The 15,394-nt window shown below is 64.0% G+C and carries 18 protein-coding genes; 5 read left to right on the forward strand and 13 right to left on the reverse strand.

Annotated features, from left to right (window positions below):
• Positions 1-65: 65 nt before the first annotated feature.
• From thrC to coxB, 8 genes are all read right to left on the reverse strand, one after another.
• Positions 66-1,466 (reverse strand): threonine synthase, encoded by a 1,401-nt coding sequence (gene thrC, locus SxD43FB_RS03030; RefSeq protein WP_096060911.1) that lies wholly within the window; start codon positions 1,464-1,466, stop codon positions 66-68.
• A 44-nt stretch (positions 1,467-1,510) separates the two neighbouring features.
• Positions 1,511-2,170 (reverse strand): SURF1 family cytochrome oxidase biogenesis protein, encoded by a 660-nt coding sequence (locus tag SxD43FB_RS03035; protein WP_096060912.1) that lies wholly within the window; start codon positions 2,168-2,170, stop codon positions 1,511-1,513.
• Between the two features lie 85 nt (positions 2,171-2,255).
• Complete coding sequence (locus SxD43FB_RS03040) at positions 2,256-3,083, reverse strand: cytochrome c oxidase subunit 3 (protein WP_096060913.1); 828 nt, start codon at positions 3,081-3,083, stop codon at positions 2,256-2,258.
• A 37-nt stretch (positions 3,084-3,120) separates the two neighbouring features.
• On the reverse strand, positions 3,121-3,696 hold the full coding sequence (locus tag SxD43FB_RS03045; RefSeq protein ID WP_096061009.1) for a cytochrome c oxidase assembly protein: 576 nt from the start codon (positions 3,694-3,696) through the stop codon (positions 3,121-3,123).
• Positions 3,696-3,833: a hypothetical protein gene (locus SxD43FB_RS25105; RefSeq protein WP_171899237.1), complete on the reverse strand. Its 138-nt coding sequence runs from the start codon at positions 3,831-3,833 to the stop codon at positions 3,696-3,698. The genes SxD43FB_RS03045 and SxD43FB_RS25105 overlap by 1 nt, the downstream gene beginning before the upstream one ends.
• Positions 3,830-4,738 carry a heme o synthase gene (locus SxD43FB_RS03050; RefSeq protein WP_096060914.1) on the reverse strand — a complete coding sequence of 303 codons (909 nt, stop codon included), beginning with the start codon at positions 4,736-4,738 and terminating at the stop codon, positions 3,830-3,832. Before SxD43FB_RS03050 ends, SxD43FB_RS25105 begins: the two co-directional genes overlap by 4 nt.
• 90 nt (positions 4,739-4,828) lie before the next feature.
• Positions 4,829-6,523 (reverse strand): cytochrome c oxidase subunit I, encoded by a 1,695-nt coding sequence (gene ctaD / locus SxD43FB_RS03055; RefSeq protein WP_069065770.1) that lies wholly within the window; start codon positions 6,521-6,523, stop codon positions 4,829-4,831.
• A gap of 15 nt (positions 6,524-6,538) precedes the next feature.
• Positions 6,539-7,582 (reverse strand): cytochrome c oxidase subunit II, encoded by a 1,044-nt coding sequence (gene coxB, locus SxD43FB_RS03060; RefSeq protein ID WP_096060915.1) that lies wholly within the window; start codon positions 7,580-7,582, stop codon positions 6,539-6,541.
• A 284-nt stretch (positions 7,583-7,866) separates the two neighbouring features.
• Here coxB and pyrE point away from each other — a divergent pair, with 284 nt between their 5' ends.
• The 4 genes from pyrE (at position 7,867) to lepB (ending at position 10,620) form a co-directional block, all read left to right on the forward strand.
• Entirely contained in the window at positions 7,867-8,448 is a 582-nt protein-coding gene (gene pyrE, locus SxD43FB_RS03065; RefSeq protein ID WP_037475784.1) for an orotate phosphoribosyltransferase, read from the forward strand.
• A 3-nt stretch (positions 8,449-8,451) separates the two neighbouring features.
• Positions 8,452-9,189 (forward strand): pyridoxine 5'-phosphate synthase, encoded by a 738-nt coding sequence (locus tag SxD43FB_RS03070; protein ID WP_096060916.1) that lies wholly within the window; start codon positions 8,452-8,454, stop codon positions 9,187-9,189.
• Between the two features lie 142 nt (positions 9,190-9,331).
• The gene (gene acpS, locus SxD43FB_RS03075; protein WP_096060917.1) at positions 9,332-9,733 is read left to right on the forward strand and encodes a holo-ACP synthase; all 402 of its coding nucleotides are present in this window, start codon (positions 9,332-9,334) and stop codon (positions 9,731-9,733) included.
• Between the two features lie 62 nt (positions 9,734-9,795).
• Entirely contained in the window at positions 9,796-10,620 is an 825-nt protein-coding gene (gene lepB, locus SxD43FB_RS03080; protein WP_096061010.1) for a signal peptidase I, read from the forward strand.
• A 44-nt stretch (positions 10,621-10,664) separates the two neighbouring features.
• Here the strand turns inward: lepB and SxD43FB_RS03085 are convergent, their stop codons facing one another.
• From SxD43FB_RS03085 to rpsU, 3 genes are all read right to left on the reverse strand, one after another.
• Complete coding sequence (locus tag SxD43FB_RS03085) at positions 10,665-11,030, reverse strand: hypothetical protein (RefSeq protein ID WP_096060918.1); 366 nt, start codon at positions 11,028-11,030, stop codon at positions 10,665-10,667.
• Between the two features lie 72 nt (positions 11,031-11,102).
• The gene (locus SxD43FB_RS03090; protein ID WP_037477641.1) at positions 11,103-11,681 is read right to left on the reverse strand and encodes an FKBP-type peptidyl-prolyl cis-trans isomerase; all 579 of its coding nucleotides are present in this window, start codon (positions 11,679-11,681) and stop codon (positions 11,103-11,105) included.
• A 73-nt stretch (positions 11,682-11,754) separates the two neighbouring features.
• The gene (gene rpsU / locus SxD43FB_RS03095) at positions 11,755-11,961 is read right to left on the reverse strand and encodes a 30S ribosomal protein S21 (RefSeq protein WP_006957190.1); all 207 of its coding nucleotides are present in this window, start codon (positions 11,959-11,961) and stop codon (positions 11,755-11,757) included.
• Positions 11,962-12,190: 229 nt separating this feature from the next.
• On the opposite strand from rpsU, the gene SxD43FB_RS03100 reads away from it, so the two are divergent.
• Entirely contained in the window at positions 12,191-12,949 is a 759-nt protein-coding gene (locus SxD43FB_RS03100; RefSeq protein WP_096060919.1) for a class II aldolase/adducin family protein, read from the forward strand.
• An 11-nt stretch (positions 12,950-12,960) separates the two neighbouring features.
• Here the strand turns inward: SxD43FB_RS03100 and SxD43FB_RS03105 are convergent, their stop codons facing one another.
• Together SxD43FB_RS03105 and rpe are read right to left on the reverse strand one after the other, a co-directional pair.
• Positions 12,961-14,676: a heparinase II/III family protein gene (locus SxD43FB_RS03105; RefSeq protein WP_255245584.1), complete on the reverse strand. Its 1,716-nt coding sequence runs from the start codon at positions 14,674-14,676 to the stop codon at positions 12,961-12,963.
• Between the two features lie 50 nt (positions 14,677-14,726).
• Complete coding sequence (gene rpe / locus SxD43FB_RS03110; protein ID WP_096060921.1) at positions 14,727-15,389, reverse strand: ribulose-phosphate 3-epimerase; 663 nt, start codon at positions 15,387-15,389, stop codon at positions 14,727-14,729.
• Positions 15,390-15,394 lie beyond the last annotated feature (5 nt).

Raw genomic sequence — 15,394 nt, forward strand, 5'->3', positions numbered from 1 at the left:
AAGGGGGCCGCACTGTTCTTCAAGAAAGGACAGGGCTTCGACAAGCTCAGCCCGAACGGTGGTTGTCAGGCGCGCGGCGTCGCGCGCTCGGCGACATAGGCGGTTACCGCCTCGAACGTGCCAGGCAGCTTCACATAGCTTTCCTCACGCGCGAACAGGTCGCCGACGCGCGCGGGCAGCGGCGGGCGGGTGCCGGTGGCGCGCTCGACCGCGTCGCGGAACTTGGCCGGGTGCGCCGTCGCCAGCGTGACGACCGGGATCGACGCATCGACGCCTGCCTCACGCGCAGCGGCAAGGCCGATGGCGCTGTGCGGGTCGATGATCTGCCCCGACCCGTCATAGGCCCAGCGCATCGCCATGGTCATGCTGTCGGCATCGATGCGTGCCGAAGAAAAGAGCGCCGCCGCCCCGTCGCGCTGGGCGTTGGTCAGCCGCATCGCCTTGCTGGCTTCGAACCCGCGCATCTGGTCGGCCAGCGCCTGGCCATTGCGCCCGCCCGCGTCGAACAGCAGTCGTTCGAAATTGGAGCTGACCTGAATGTCCATGCTGGGCGTCGCGGTCGGCACGACCTGACCCTGGCTGTAATCGCCATCGGACAAGGCGCGATGCAAGATGTCGTTGACGTTGGTGGCCACGATCAGCTTGGCGACGGGCAACCCCATCTTCGCGGCGACATAGCCCGCGAACACGTCACCGAAATTGCCCGTGGGGACCGAGAAGGCCACCGGGCGTTCGGGCGACCCCAAGCGCACGGCGGCGTAGAAATAATAGACGACCTGCGCCATCAACCGGGCCCAGTTGATCGAGTTGACGGCCGACAGGTTGAACCGGCGCGAGAAATCCGCGTCGTTGAACATGCGCTTCACCAGCGCCTGCGCATCGTCGAAACTGCCGTCGATCGCGATATTATAGACGTTGGGCGCGCGCACCGTGGTCATCTGCCGCCGTTGCACGTCGGACACCCGGCCATCGGGATGGAGCATGAAAATGTCGATCTTCTCGCGCCCCGCCACGGCGTCGATCGCCGCCGACCCGGTATCGCCCGACGTCGCGCCGACGATGGTCAGGTGATCGTCACGGCGCGACAGGAAGCGTTCGAACAATTGTCCCAGCAATTGCAGCGCGACATCCTTGAACGCCAGGGTCGGGCCGTGGAACAGTTCGAGCAGCCAATGCTGATGATCGAGCTGCACCAGCGGCACGACCGCCTGATGGCTGAACCGGCTATAGGCGGTGGTGCATAGTTCGCGTAATTCGTCCTCGGTCAGCGAACCGGCGACGAAGGGGGTCATGACCCGCACCGCGGTTTCGACATAGGACAGGCCACCAAGGGCGCGAATGTCTTCGGGAGAGAAACTGGGCCAGCTTGTCGGCAGATACAGCCCGCCATCGGACGCCAGCCCCGCCAGCGTCACATCCTCGAAACCGAGCGACGGCGCGCTCCCCCTGGTGCTTTGATATTGCATGATGGGAAAGCGCGGTAGCGACCCCTGCGCCGCTGGGCAAGTATTTACGGGGCTTTGGCCGCGTTCCGACGGCGCAGTGCGAGAATATAGATGACGATGGCGATCGCGGCGAAGAAGAACCACTGCACCGCATAGGCGAGATGATTGTTGGGAACGTCGGCGGCGCTGGGCGGTGCGCTGGCCTTCATGCCCGTTGGCGCGGTGCGCGCGATGAGCATGGGCCGGAGCGGCGTCGCCTTGCCGCCTATGCGCGAAATGAGGGCGCGATGGTCGGGCTCTTCGCTGATCCAGCCTGCAATCTGACCGCCGGTCCAATCGGGCTTGGCATCGGGCCGCTGCGTCACGCCGACCGCGACGAGCGCACCCGGTCCTTCCGCGCCGGTCGCGCATTGGGCGATATGGCGATAGCCGGTGCTGCCGTCAGCGGCGCGGCCAGCCTCCACCTGCCAGCCGACCACGCGCAGGCAATGGAGCGACGAGGGGCGAAAGAGCAGGTCGGGTCCGACCGGGGGCATCGCCGGAAAGGCGACGGGCGGCTTGCCGGGATTGCTGGCGGCGAGGTTCAAGGCCGCTGCCTTTTCCGCGCGGCGATCGATTTGCCAGATGCCGAGGCCGATCATCACCAGCACGGCGAGCGCGACGATGATGGTCGGGATCAGGGGGATGCGCGTGATGCGCGGGGCGGGATCGGGCAAGGGGTCCATGGGCTGGATACATAGCGCCCCGCAGCACAAAAGAAAACGGCCGGAGCGATGCCCCGGCCGTGCGTCTCATTTTAGGAGATGGTGCTTAGCCGTGAACCGGCGCGCCCCAGCCACCCCAGACATAAATGGCGACGAAGAGGAACAACCACACCACGTCGACAAAGTGCCAGTACCAGGCGGCGGCTTCGAAGCCGAAATGCTGGCGCGGGGTGAAGTGGCCCTTGTAGGCGCGGGCCAGGTTGACGATCAGGAAGATCGTGCCGACCAGAACGTGGAAGCCATGGAAGCCGGTCGCCATATAGAAGGCGGAGCTGTAGGGGTTGCCGCCGAAGTCGAACGGGGCGTGGGCATATTCATAAGCCTGCACGCAGGAGAAGACCGCGCCCAGGATGATGGTGCACCACAGACCCTTGATCATGCCATCGCGATCGCCGTGGATCAGCGCGTGGTGCGACCAGGTGATGGTCGTGCCCGAACAGAGCAGGATCAGCGTGTTGAGCAAGGGCAGTTCGAAGGCGTTCATGACTTCCACGCCCTTGGACGGGAACAAGCCGTCGATCGGGGGAAGCGCGCTGGGGAAGAGGGCAAAGTCGAAGAACGCCCAGAACCAGCCGACGAAGAACATGACTTCCGACGCGATGAACAGGATCATGCCGTAGCGCAGATGCAACTGGACCACAGGCGTATGGTCACCCGCATGGGCTTCGGCGACGACATGCGCCCACCAGCTGTAGAAGGTGAAGAGGACGCCGGCGAAACCGAGCATGAACACCCAGCCGCCGCCAGCGGGCAGCGCATCTGGATGCATCCACATGATCGCGCCCATCGCCATGACGAGCACCGACATCGAACCGAACAACGGCCAGATGCTGGGCGGGAGAATATGATAATCGTGATTCTTGGCGCCTGCCATGACGTGCTCTTCCCTGTTCGCGTTATCGTTGCTTGCCTTAGCTTGCCTTCTTGCCCGGCTCAACCGGGTAGAATGTGTAGCTTAGCGTAATCTGTTGCGTGTCCTTGTTGTCGGCATCGTCGAGGATCTTGGGATCGACGAAATAGAGGACGGGCATCCGCACCTCCTGGCCCGGCTGCAAGGTCTGCTCGGTGAAGCAGAAACACTGGATCTTGGTGAAATAGGCGCCCGCCTGGGTCGGCGTGACGTTGAAACTGGCCGTGCCGGTCACGGGCTTGTCGGACATGTTCTTCGCGATGAAGATCGCCATGTCCTTGCGCCCCACGGTGACGGTATCCGTCCGATGTTCGGGGTAGAATTGCCAGGGCATGCCCGGCTGCACATTCGAATCGAAGCGGATGGACATGGTGTGGCCAGCCGCTTCGCTGACCTGCACATTGGCGTCCGCGCGCATGGTGGTGCCGCCGAACCCGGTCTGTTCGCAAAAGATGCGATAGAGCGGAACCGACGCGAAACCGAGCGCCAGCATCGACAGGCCGACGCCCGCCATGGTCAGCATCGTCCGGCGGTTGCGCCGGTCGCGGTCGAAGGGGGACGGCGGTAGGGTGGCCATCATAGCGTGTCGCTCGTGCCGATCTTCGCCAGGGTGATGGCGAAGAAGAGGATGACGAAAAAGCCGAGCAGCAGGCCCGTGACGAGCGAGCGCGACTTCTGCCGGGCGCGGATGATATCTTCTTCTTCGGGGGTCATGCCATTACCCAGCGGTCTACGACCACTGCTCCAAAGAGAAGGAAAAGATAGAGGATCGAATATTTGAACAAGCGCCGCTCTGGCTGCATCCGCGTCTGATCGCTTTCGCGGCGGCGATAGACCTGGAAGGCAAATACGGCGAACAATGCTGTGCCGAGCAGCGCGACGGTGCCGTAGATCGGCCCGGTTAGGCGCAACAGCACCGGGGCCATGGCCGCTACCGCCATGATCGCGGTGTAGAACCATATCTGGCGGCGGGTGACGACCTCGCCCGACACGACGGGCAGCATCGGGATGCCAGCAGCAGCATAATCGGTCTTCACGAACAGCGCGAGCGCCCAGAAATGGGGCGGTGTCCAGAAGAAGATCAGCATGAACAGGGCGATCGGCATCGCGGTGATATCGCCAGTGACGGCGGCCCAGCCGATGACCGGCGGGAATGCGCCCGCTGCGCCGCCGATCACGATATTCTGCGCCGTGCGGGGCTTGAGCCAGATGGTGTAGATGAAGACGTAGAAGAGGATCGAGACGGCCAGCACCGCGGCGGCGAGCCAGTTGGTCGCCATGCCCATCAGGATGACCGAGAAGAAGGATAGGCCGACACCGAAGTGCAGCGCCGACTGGCGATCCATACGCCCGGCGGGCAGCGGCCGGTTGGCGGTGCGCTTCATCTTCGCGTCGATATCCGCCTCATACCATTGATTGAGGCTAGCAGCGGATCCGGCGCCAAGGGCGATGCAGAGGATGGCCGTGAAAGCGAGAACCGGGTGGATGGTGCCGGGTGCCGCCAGCAGGCCGCACAGGCCCGTGAACACGACCAATGTCATGACGCGCGGCTTGGTCAGCGCGAGGAAGTCGCGCCAATGGGCCGTGATCGGGGTCGATATCATCGTCGCGGTCGTCATACTTGTTCCGGCCCCACCATTTGGGGGCATATAGCATAAGGGGGGCGGGCGACTGTCACCCGCCCCCGATCATGTCAGTCCGTCCAGCGATCAGTGATGCGCCGCATCATCGATCACGGGCAGGGTTTCGAACTGGTGGAAGGGCGGCGGGCTGGACAAGGTCCATTCCAGCGTCGTTGCGCCTTCACCCCAGGGATTGCCTGCGGCCTTCTTGCCGGCCGCAAGCGACCAGAAGATGTTGATGAAGAAGATCAGCACGCCGACGGCCATGATTTCATAGCCATGGCTGGCGATCTTGTTCCAGTAGGCGAAGGCTTCCGGATAATCGGGGTAGCGACGCGGCATGCCCGACAGGCCCAGGAAATGCATCGGGAAGAACAGCAGGTTCACGCCCACGAAGAACACCCAGAAATGCAGGTGGCCGAGGAATTCGTTATACATGCGGCCCGACATCTTCGGGAACCAGTAATAGAAGCCCGCGAACAGGCCGAACACGGCACCCAGCGAAAGGACATAGTGGAAGTGCGCCACGACATAATAGGTGTCGTGCAACACGTCGTCGACGCCGCCATTGGCCAGCACGACGCCGGTCACGCCGCCCACGGTGAAGAGGAAGATGAAGCCCAGCGCCCAGACCATCGGGGTCTTGAAGCTGATAGACCCACCCCAGATGGTCGCGATCCACGAGAAGATCTTGATGCCCGTGGGCACGGCGATGACCATGGTGGCGGCGGTGAAATACATCTTCACATTGACCGACATGCCGGTCGTGAACATGTGGTGCGCCCACACGACGAAGCCGACGACACCGATCGCGACCATGGCATAGGCCATGCCGAGATAGCCGAACACCGGCTTGCGGCTGAAGGTCGAGATGATCTGGCTGACGATGCCGAAACCGGGCAGGATCATGATGTAGACTTCGGGGTGACCGAAGAACCAGAAGAGATGCTGGTAGAGTTCAGGATCGCCGCCACCGGCTGCGTCATAGAAGGTGGTGCCGAAGTTGCGGTCGGTCAGCAACATAGTGATCGCGGCGGCCAGAACCGGCAGCGCGAGCAGCAGCAGGAAAGCGGTAACCAGCACCGACCAGACGAACAGCGGCATTTTGTGCAGGGTCATGCCCGGCGCGCGCATATTGAGGATGGTGGTGATGAAGTTGACCGCACCCAGGATCGAGCCAGCGCCTGCGATATGCAGCGACAGGATTGCCATGTCGACGGCGGGGCCAGCCGAACCGCTGGTCGACAGCGGCGCATAGACCGTCCAGCCAGTGCCCGCGCCATAGCCGGTGCCGCCGGGCACGAAGGCCGAGCCGAGCAGCAGCGCGAAGGCGGGGATGAGCAGCCAGAAGCTGATATTGTTCATCCGCGGGAAGGCCATGTCCGGCGCGCCGATCATGATCGGCACGAACCAGTTGCCAAAGCCGCCGATGATCGCGGGCATCACCATGAAGAAGACCATGATGAGGCCGTGCGCGGTGATCAGCGCGTTCCAGAGGTGATAGGCCTGGTCGAGCGAGGCAGGCTCCGCACCCAGCATCGCATGCTGGATATTGGCCCAGCCCTGCAGATATTGGATGCCTGGCTCCGCCAGTTCGACGCGCATCAGACCCGAAATCGCGCCGCCGACGACGCCGGCGAAGATCGCGAAGATCAGATAGAGAGTGCCGATATCCTTGTGGTTGGTGGACATGAACCAGCGCTGGAAGAAGGCTGGCTTGTGATCGGCGTCATGATGATCATGAGCATGATCGCCATATTGATCTGCGGTGATGGTGGTCATGGCGTATCTGCCCTCTTAAAGCGCGTTGTTGCCGACGGCGTCAGCCGGCGGGGCGGGCAGCACACTGCCCTGTTGCGGGCCCATCGGCGCATCCGGCGCGGCGGTGCCGTTCTTGAGCGAGCCACCCTGCGACAGCACCCACTGGTCGAACTGCTCAGGCGGCAGCGCTTCGATCGCGATCGGCATGAAGCCATGGCGCGCGCCGCACAGTTCCGAACATTGCCCGTAATAGACGCCGGGCTTTTCGATGGTGAAGCTCTTTTCGTTCAGACGGCCAGGAACCGCATCCATCTTCACCCAGAGCGACGGCACGGCAAAACTGTGAATTACGTCGGCGGCGGTGATGATGAGCTTCACCGGACGACCGGCGGGCAGGATCAGGCGGTTGTCGACGGCCAGCTGGAACGGTTCGCCACCGGCCTTCGCCTGTTCCTTGGTCAGCATGTTCGACACATATTCGGGGATGCCCGCGTCGGGATATTCATAGCCCCAATACCATTGATAGCCGGTGACCTTGACGGTCAGCGCATCCTTAGGCGCGGGCTTATACTGGTCGGCGAGCAGCCCGATCGACGGCACCGCGATCACCAGCAGGATGATGACCGGAACGACCGTCCAGATCACTTCGATGAAGGTGTTGTGCGACGTCTTGGACGGCACCGGGTTGGCGCTGCGGCGATAGCGGACCATCACATAGAGCATCAGCGCCAGCACCAGCACGGAGATGAGCGTGATGAGCGGCAGCAGCATCACGTCATGCAACCAGCGCGCGCTGTGCCCGGTCGAGGTGAACTGCTCCTGCAGGGTGATCTCGCCCGGTTTGGGCATGCCGATGCCTTCGGTCGGCTTCATGCGCGGCGGCGCGGCGACCTTGGCAGCTGGCGCAGCGTCGGCGGCGGGCGCAGCGGCGTTCGCTGCCGAATCAGCAGGCGCGGCGACAGTGGCCGCCGCCGGAGCGGCAGCGGTTGCATTGTCCTGCGCGAAGGCCGGACCGTTCATCGCCATTGCTGGCGCAAAGGCCAACAATCCTGCGAGAACGAGCGATTTCACCTGTATCATAGCGTCTTCTTACCCCGTAACCCCTTGGCGCCGCTGCAACGAAGACGCGCGCATGCACATCGTCCCCGCCCGGTCGGTTCTGCCGCGGCTTATAGGCATGGTTTTTTGATGCCTCAAGCTAGCAGGAGCAGATTTTCTTCGCTGTTGCAACGTTCCCTTCCGGCCCCTATTTCGCTGCTGCGCGCACAGGGGCGCGTTCATGGTGCGCCGATGCGTGCCGTGCCGATAGGGAAGCGGGCCGTGCCATATAGGGGCCGGACCGCGCGACAGGATAGATAAACGGCATGACCGACGAAGAAGTTTTGGCGGAATTCCGGGCAGCAGGGGCGCTGCTCGAAGGACATTTCATCCTGTCTTCGGGCCGCCGCAGCGCCAATTATCTGCAATGCGCCCGCGTCCTGATGAGCGCCGAGCGCGCGGGCAGGCTCGCGCTGGCCGTGGTGCAGAAATTGCCGCGTGAATTGCGGCAGGAGATCGACCTGGTAGTTTCGCCAGCCATGGGCGGCCTCATCATCGGTCATGAAGTCGGCCGGGCGCTGGGCAAGGACGCGGTATTCCTCGAACGGCCCGAAGGGACATTCGAACTGCGCCGCGGCTTTGCCATATCGCCGGGGCAGAAAATCCTGATGGTCGAAGATGTCGTCACCACCGGCCTGTCCTCGCGCCAGGCGATCGAGGCCGTCGCGGCCGAGGGCGGCATCGTCATCGCCGAAGCGGCGCTTGTCGATCGCTCGGCGGGCGAGGTGGATCTGGGCGTGCCCTTCTATCCACTCGTGTCGATCAATTTCCCGGTCTATGACGCTGATGCCCTGCCGCCCGAACTGGCGGCGATCCCGGCGATCAAGCCGGGCAGCCGGAAGGTCTAGCCGATGCCCCACTCCCCCGCTCCGCTGCGCCTGGGCGTCAATATCGACCATGTGGCGACCATCCGCAACGCGCGTGGCGGGGATCATCCCGATCCGGTCAAGGCAGCGCTGCTAGCGGTGAAAGCGGGGGCGGACGGCATCACCGCGCATCTGCGCGAGGATCGTCGACATATACGCGACGAAGATGTCGCCACCCTGATGGCAGCGCTGAGCGTGCCGCTCAATCTGGAGATGGCGGCGACGGCCGAGATGCTGGACATCGCGCTACGCTACAAGCCGCATGCCGCCTGTATCGTGCCGGAAAAGCGCGAGGAGCGCACGACCGAGGGCGGGCTGGACGCGGCCGGGCAGTTCGACACACTGCGGCCGATCGTCGCGGCGCTCAATGACGCGGGTATCCGCGTCAGCCTGTTCATTGAAGCCGACGCTGCCCAAATCGACGCGGCGATCCGGCTGAACGTACCCGTCGTGGAACTGCATACCGGCGCCTATGCCCATCTGACCGGCGAACCGCGCGCCGCCGAACTGCGCCGTATCGCCGACGCGGCGGCGCTGGCCGCGAAGAACGGGGTCGAGCCCCATGCGGGCCATGGCCTGACCTTCGACAATGTCGGGCCGATCGCCGCCATCCCGCAGGTCGCCGAACTCAATATCGGCCACTTCCTGATCGGCGAGGCGATCTTCGGCGGCCTGGAAGGCAGCATCCGCGAAATGCGGCGGCAAATGGATTTGGCGCGGTGATTCCTCCCCGGCACGGGGAGGGGGACCAGCCGCAGGCTGGTGGAGGGGGCGTGCCTCCTGCCGCTTCCTATTGGATTCTGGCGCTCCCCCCCTCCACCACCGCTTCGCGGCGGTCCCCCTCCCCGTGCCGGGGAGGAATGGCGTGATCATCGGTCTCGGCTCCGACCTCTGCAATATCGAGCGAATCCAAAGTTCGCTCGATCGCTTCGGCGCGCGCTTCGAGAGCCGCGTGTTCACCGATGTTGAACAGACCAAGGCCAATCGCCGCCCCTTCACCAAGGCCGGCACGCTGGCCAAGCGCTTCGCCGCCAAGGAAGCCTTTTCCAAGGCGGTCGGCACTGGATTCAAATCGGGCGTGTTCATGAAGGATATCGGCGTGGTCAATGCCCCTTCCGGCGCGCCGACGCTGAACCTTACCGGTGGCGCACTGGCCCGGCTCGACGCGTTGGTGCCGGCGGGACATAGACCCGTCATCCACCTGACCCTGACCGACGATCATCCCTGGGCGCAGGCCTTTGTCATTATCGAGGCGCTTCCCCTGTGACGACCGATCCCACCAGCCTGCACGACACAACCACCGACGCGCATAGCCCTTCCGAGGACGTGATGCCCAAATCGGACGTCAATTGGTGGCAGGAGATCAAGAGCATCACGCTGCTGATCCTGGCGGTGCTGGCCTTCCACAGCTTCGTCGCCAAGCCCTTCTATATCCCGTCCGAATCGATGATGCCGGTGCTGCTGACCGGCGACCGGCTGGTGGTGAGCAAATTCCCCTATGGCTGGTCCTATGTCTCGCCCAGCTTCCATCCGCTGCCCTTCCTGAAGGGCCGGATTTTCGGGCGACTACCGGCACGCGGCGACATCGTCATCGTGTCGCCGCAGAATCGGCGCGAGGATTATATCAAGCGAGTCATCGGCCTGCCCGGCGACATCATCGAAGTGCGCGGTGGGCAGGTGCTGCTCAACGGCGTGGCGGTGAAGCAGCGCATCTTGAAGCCGCTGCGCCTGCCCGTCGATAGCAATGCCCCCTGCCCCCCGCTGCAATTCCCCGGCGCGCGGATGCAGGGCGCGGACGGCAAGGATTATTGCGAATTGCCGGTGCGGCAGGAAATCCTGCCCAATGGAAAAACCTATCTCACCATCGACATGGGGCCGAGTGCGCTCGATTGGTATGGCCCGGTGCGCGTGCCGGAAAATCACGTCTTCCTGATGGGCGACAATCGCGACAATAGCGCCGACAGCCGCGCGCCGCTGGAGGAAAACGGCCTGGGCGGTCCCGTACCCTGGGAAGCGATCGGCGGCCGCGCCGAGTTCATCACCTTCAGCTTGGACGGCGATTCAAGCTGGAACCCGCTGACCTGGTTCGGTGCTTTCCGCAGCGGCCGGGCCGGTAACAGCCTGCGGCCGATGAGCGTGACCGAGGTAGAATAGTCCGTTGGTGGGCGAGGCGTAGGTGGGAAAGTGGCCCCACCTTGCTAGCCTTGCGCCGCCAGCCATTCCCGTGCGGCCTCCAGCGTCAGGAACACGCGCAGTCGCGGGTGAGCCAGCGTCCGTTCGGCCTGCGCCTTGTTGAGCTGGCTGCCGACAACAACCGCAGCATAGCCATTGGTGAAGCTCATGCCGCCCCGCATGATGTTGGTCAGCATATCCGCCACATCGTGCGCCTGAACCGGAAATTCGAATGATTCGACCAGCACGTTGAAATCATCCCGAATCGCCTGCGCCTCACGGGCCTTCGATCCCACTTCCCTGGCGAGAGGTGCTACATCTTCAGGCTTCCAGAAGCCCTTGACCGTCAGGGTCAGGCAATTGGTCGTCCGGTCATAGTCTACCTGAAACATGGCTCTGTCATCCGATGCACAAAAAAGGGGCCGATTGCGGCCCCTTTTTCCCATCTCATCTGGCTTTGGCGGTCAGTTGCCCGGCATCGGCTGGGGCGCTGCACCCGGCGCGCCGCCCTGCTGTTGCTGCATCATCTGCTGCATCTGCATGATTTCGGCGCGGGACTTGAAGTCGTGCAGTTCGACGTCGAACACCAGCACGGACCCTGCCGGGATCGGGCCAGCGGCCTGATCGCCATAACCCAGTTCTGCCGGGATCCAGAGGCGGTATTTGCCGCCCTTCTTCATCTTCTGCAGGCCTTCGGAGAAGCCGGGCACGACGCCATCGACGGGCATTGGCGCCTGCGGATTCTCGTCGAACACGGTGCCGTCGAGCAACGTGCCCTTATAGCCCACCAGCGCCACGTCGGCGGTGGTCGGGCTGGGGCCGGTGCCTTCGGTCAGGACTTTATACTGCAGGCCCGACTCGGTCGTCACCACGCCTTCGGCATCGGCATTGTCCGCCAGGAACGCCGAGGGCGTCGATTCGACATGCTGCTGGCCCGCCCAGGCGAGACCGCCAGCCGCCAGTGCTATGGCAGCAACACCGATCCAGAGGCGCGTCAGCGACCCCTTGGCAATCGAACGAAGGGGAACAGCCGTCGTGGACATGGCGACAAGTCTCGCAATTAGGGGCGGGATAGCAGCAGGAAAGCGGGACGGCGCATGCCGCCCCGAACGACGCTTACTTCGCGCCGTCGCGTTCGGCGCGCTTGCGGTCCATCTTGCGAGCGCGACGGACAGCAGCAGCCTTTTCACGGGCACGCTTTTCCGAAGGCTTCTCGTAGTGACGACGCAGCTTCATTTCGCGATACACGCCTTCACGCTGCAGCTTCTTCTTGAGCGCGCGGAGGGCCTGGTCGACATTATTGTCGCGAACGATGATCTGCATAAGTCCGTCTATCTCCAATCGAAAACGAGCGGTTCGCCGGGATTCTATGATCCGTCCCGACAGCCCGACCGAATAGCAAAGCCAATGAGTCGTCGCAGGTCACCCTACGCCGTGTGGAGCGCGCCCTACCAGTAGAGTCGCGGCACATCAACCCTTAAGCATGCAGAGTCTCGACTCCCATGCCGGAAAGGTCGATGGTGTCGAGCAAGACTATAAGAGAGGATCGCCCATGGCCAGCGCCGCAGAACGCACCGACATGTCCAACGCCGAATGGGAAGCGCGCCAGCAGCTTGCCGCCTGCTACCGCATTTTCGAGCATATGGGCTGGTCGGAACTGATCTACAACCACATCACCCTGCGCGTGCCGGGGGAGGATCATGCCTTCCTAATCAACCCGTTCGGGCTGGGTTATGGCGAGGTTTGCGCATCCAACCTCGTCAAGATCGACATCGATGGCACGGTGCTGGATGGCAGCCCCTATCCGGTCAACCGGGCGGGCTTCACCCAGCATAGCGTGTTCCACCGCTATCTGCCCGATGCCCATTGCATCATTCATACCCATACGACGGCGGGGATGGCGGTCAGCGCGACGCGCGAAGGGTTACGGCCGATCAGCTTCTATGCCGCCGCCTTTACCGGGCAGATCGCCTATCATGATTTCGAAGGCATCACGATTCGCCCCGAAGAGGGCGAGCGGCTGGTCGCCAATCTAGGGACCAAGCGCGTGATGATGCTGCGCAACCATGGCACATTGGTCATGGCCTCCACTCTGCCCGAAGCCTTTCTGAAACACTGGTCGCTCCAGCGCGCATGCGAAATCCAGGTGGCCGCAGGTGCGGCGGGCACGCCGATGGAGATCGCGCCGGAGGTGATTGGGGTGCATCAGCGCGACCTGTCGGGGATTCAGTTGCCGGTGGGGCCAGGCGTGCCCGATTTTCAGGCGATGGTGCGCGTGATCGACCGGATCGACAAAAGCTGGCGAGAGTGATTCAGCTGCGCTTAGCCTGACCGCTTGAACAGCCAGCCGATGCTTGACCCGCCCGGCAGCGCTTCGCTGGTCACCACCAGCTGGCGCGTCGGGTGTGGGCGACCATCGCCATCGACCCACAGGCTTTCCTCGACGCTCAGCACGCCCGTACCGGTGCGGAATTGCCAGAGCGCGCCCATATCGACGCGCAGCAACGCGCCCTGGCTGTCGGCGGTCAGAGTCGGTTCGACACCGGGCGCGAGGTGGAAGCGCAGCATGACGGGCAGCTTCGATGGCTTGCGCCGCCGTTCTGCGGGGGTCAGCATATCTTCGCCCCGTATTTCCTTGCCGTCACCACTGACCAGCAGCAGGCGGCGGTGGATATAGCCCAGCCGCCGGACATAGCCGTCATGCGACAGATCGACCCGGCTGCCATTGTCCAGCTCCTGCCGGTTCAACTCCACTTCGGTCACGCCCTTGCCGAGCGTGCCGTCGGGCAAGAGCGCGGTGCTGTTGCAATCGTCCAGCACCAGCGTGCTGTGGGCGGCGGTGGTGCGCAGCCCTTGCGCGAGGTCGGTGGGAATCCACGCCCCCTCCAGCCCCGCGCCGCCGCAATTGACGACCAGCCGGTGCGGGCCGTCGCTGATTTCGATCGCGCCGGTGGAGGCGCAGCCAGCTTCGGCAAGACGCGCGACCGGCGGCGGCGCGGCATCGACCTGCACCACGGTCGCGCCCGCCGCAATCCGTTGATAGCCCCAGTCGCGCGCCTGCCGCAGCGGGCGGCTGCGCACCCGGCTGGCCTGCACCACGGCGTTGACGGTGACAGGATCGATCGCGCCCGAACCCTGCCAGCTACCCAGCCCGCCATCGCCATGGATGAGGCCGAGCAGCGCTGGAACAGCGCGGCCGAGCCCTTCGTCCAGAAAGGCAGGTATCGTTTCGCGGCGGACGTCATAGACAGCACGCAGCATGGCAAGCGCCATCACCGCCTCGACCTGCGCCAAGGGCGAGCGCGATACGATGCCGCCATCGGGGTGGAAGCTGCTCTCGATCGCGCGCTTGAGGCCGGCTTCGCCGAAAATCTTGCGCGACGCACCGCCGGGGATCAGCATCGAGGCCGCCACGATCGCACTCCAGGCGACGATGCGCGGCAGGCCCATGGGGGCCTTGTCGGCAATGCGGTCGAGATGCCGGGCGGTGCGGGCAATGCAGTTGAGGACCAGCGAGCGATAGACAAGGTCGCTCGATGACAGGATCAGCGGGGCATGGGCGGTCCAGAACAGCAGCCGCCAGCCCGCATTGTCCGCGCGCCAGGCCGGTTCGCTCGGCGTTTCGGCATGGGCCGCCAGCCAGCGCCGCATCACCCCTTCGGCGATCGGCGCGGCCTGCTCGCGGGTCGCCGTGCTGGCAAGGTCGCGCAGCCAGCGGAAGCTGTGGATATGATCGGCAAAGGCCGGGCCAAGGTCGAGCCGAGCGAAATCGACCGTGTCGATAATCTGCTTGCGGCCGCGAAACAGGAAATAGCCCGCGCGGAGTGCCTGCCCCGCCCGTGCATCGCCGGGAATATCGTCGTCGGGCACGGCCAGCAGCTTGAGCGGATATTTGCCGCGCAGCTTGCGACCGTGGATCGGCGTCTTCCAGCTGAGCAGGTAGAAATGATTGGCGATCCGCTGCGCCAGCGACAGCCCCTTGTCATCCGCGACGCGGATGAGGCGCTTGCCCTGTTCTATTCCATCGTCCGTGGCCACGGGATCGGCCGCTTTCCCGGTGGAAGCGGGGGAGATGCGCCGCGCGTCGTTCACCCGCCCCGCAGCTTCCGAATATTGTCGGCATAGGCGTCCGGCCCGCCCCGGAAGGTAGCGGTGCCCGCGACCAGCACGTCGGCTCCCGCGGCGATCGCCATCGGCGCGGTGGTAAGGTCGATACCACCATCGACCTGCAGGCGGATGTCGCGGCCGGACTTGTCGATCATCTTGCGGATCGCCTCGATCTTGCGCAGCTGGTTCATGATGAAGCTTTGCCCGCCAAAACCGGGATTGACGCTCATCACCAGGATGAGGTCGACATCGTCGATCAGATAATCGAGCATCTTGGCAGGCGTGCCGGGATTGAGCACCACGCCCGCCTGCACGCCCAGCGACTTGATATGCTGGATCGAGCGATGGATATGCGGTCCGGCTTCGGGATGGACGGTGATGATGTCCGCGCCGGCCTGCGCAAAGGCGTCGAGATATTGGTCCACCGGCGAGATCATCAAATGGACGTCGAACGTCTTGGCGCTATGCGGGCGCAGCGCCTTCACGACGGCGGGACCGATCGTGATGTTGGGCACGAAATGCCCGTCCATGACGTCGATATGCACCCAATCGCAGCCAGCCGCATCGATAGTGCGAACCTCCTCGCCCAGGCGGGCGAAGTCGGCGGAGAGGATGGACGGAGAGATGAGAATGGGCCGGGTCATTAACC

Source organism: Sphingobium sp. D43FB, assembly GCF_002312805.1.
Lineage (GTDB): Bacteria > Pseudomonadota > Alphaproteobacteria > Sphingomonadales > Sphingomonadaceae > Sphingobium.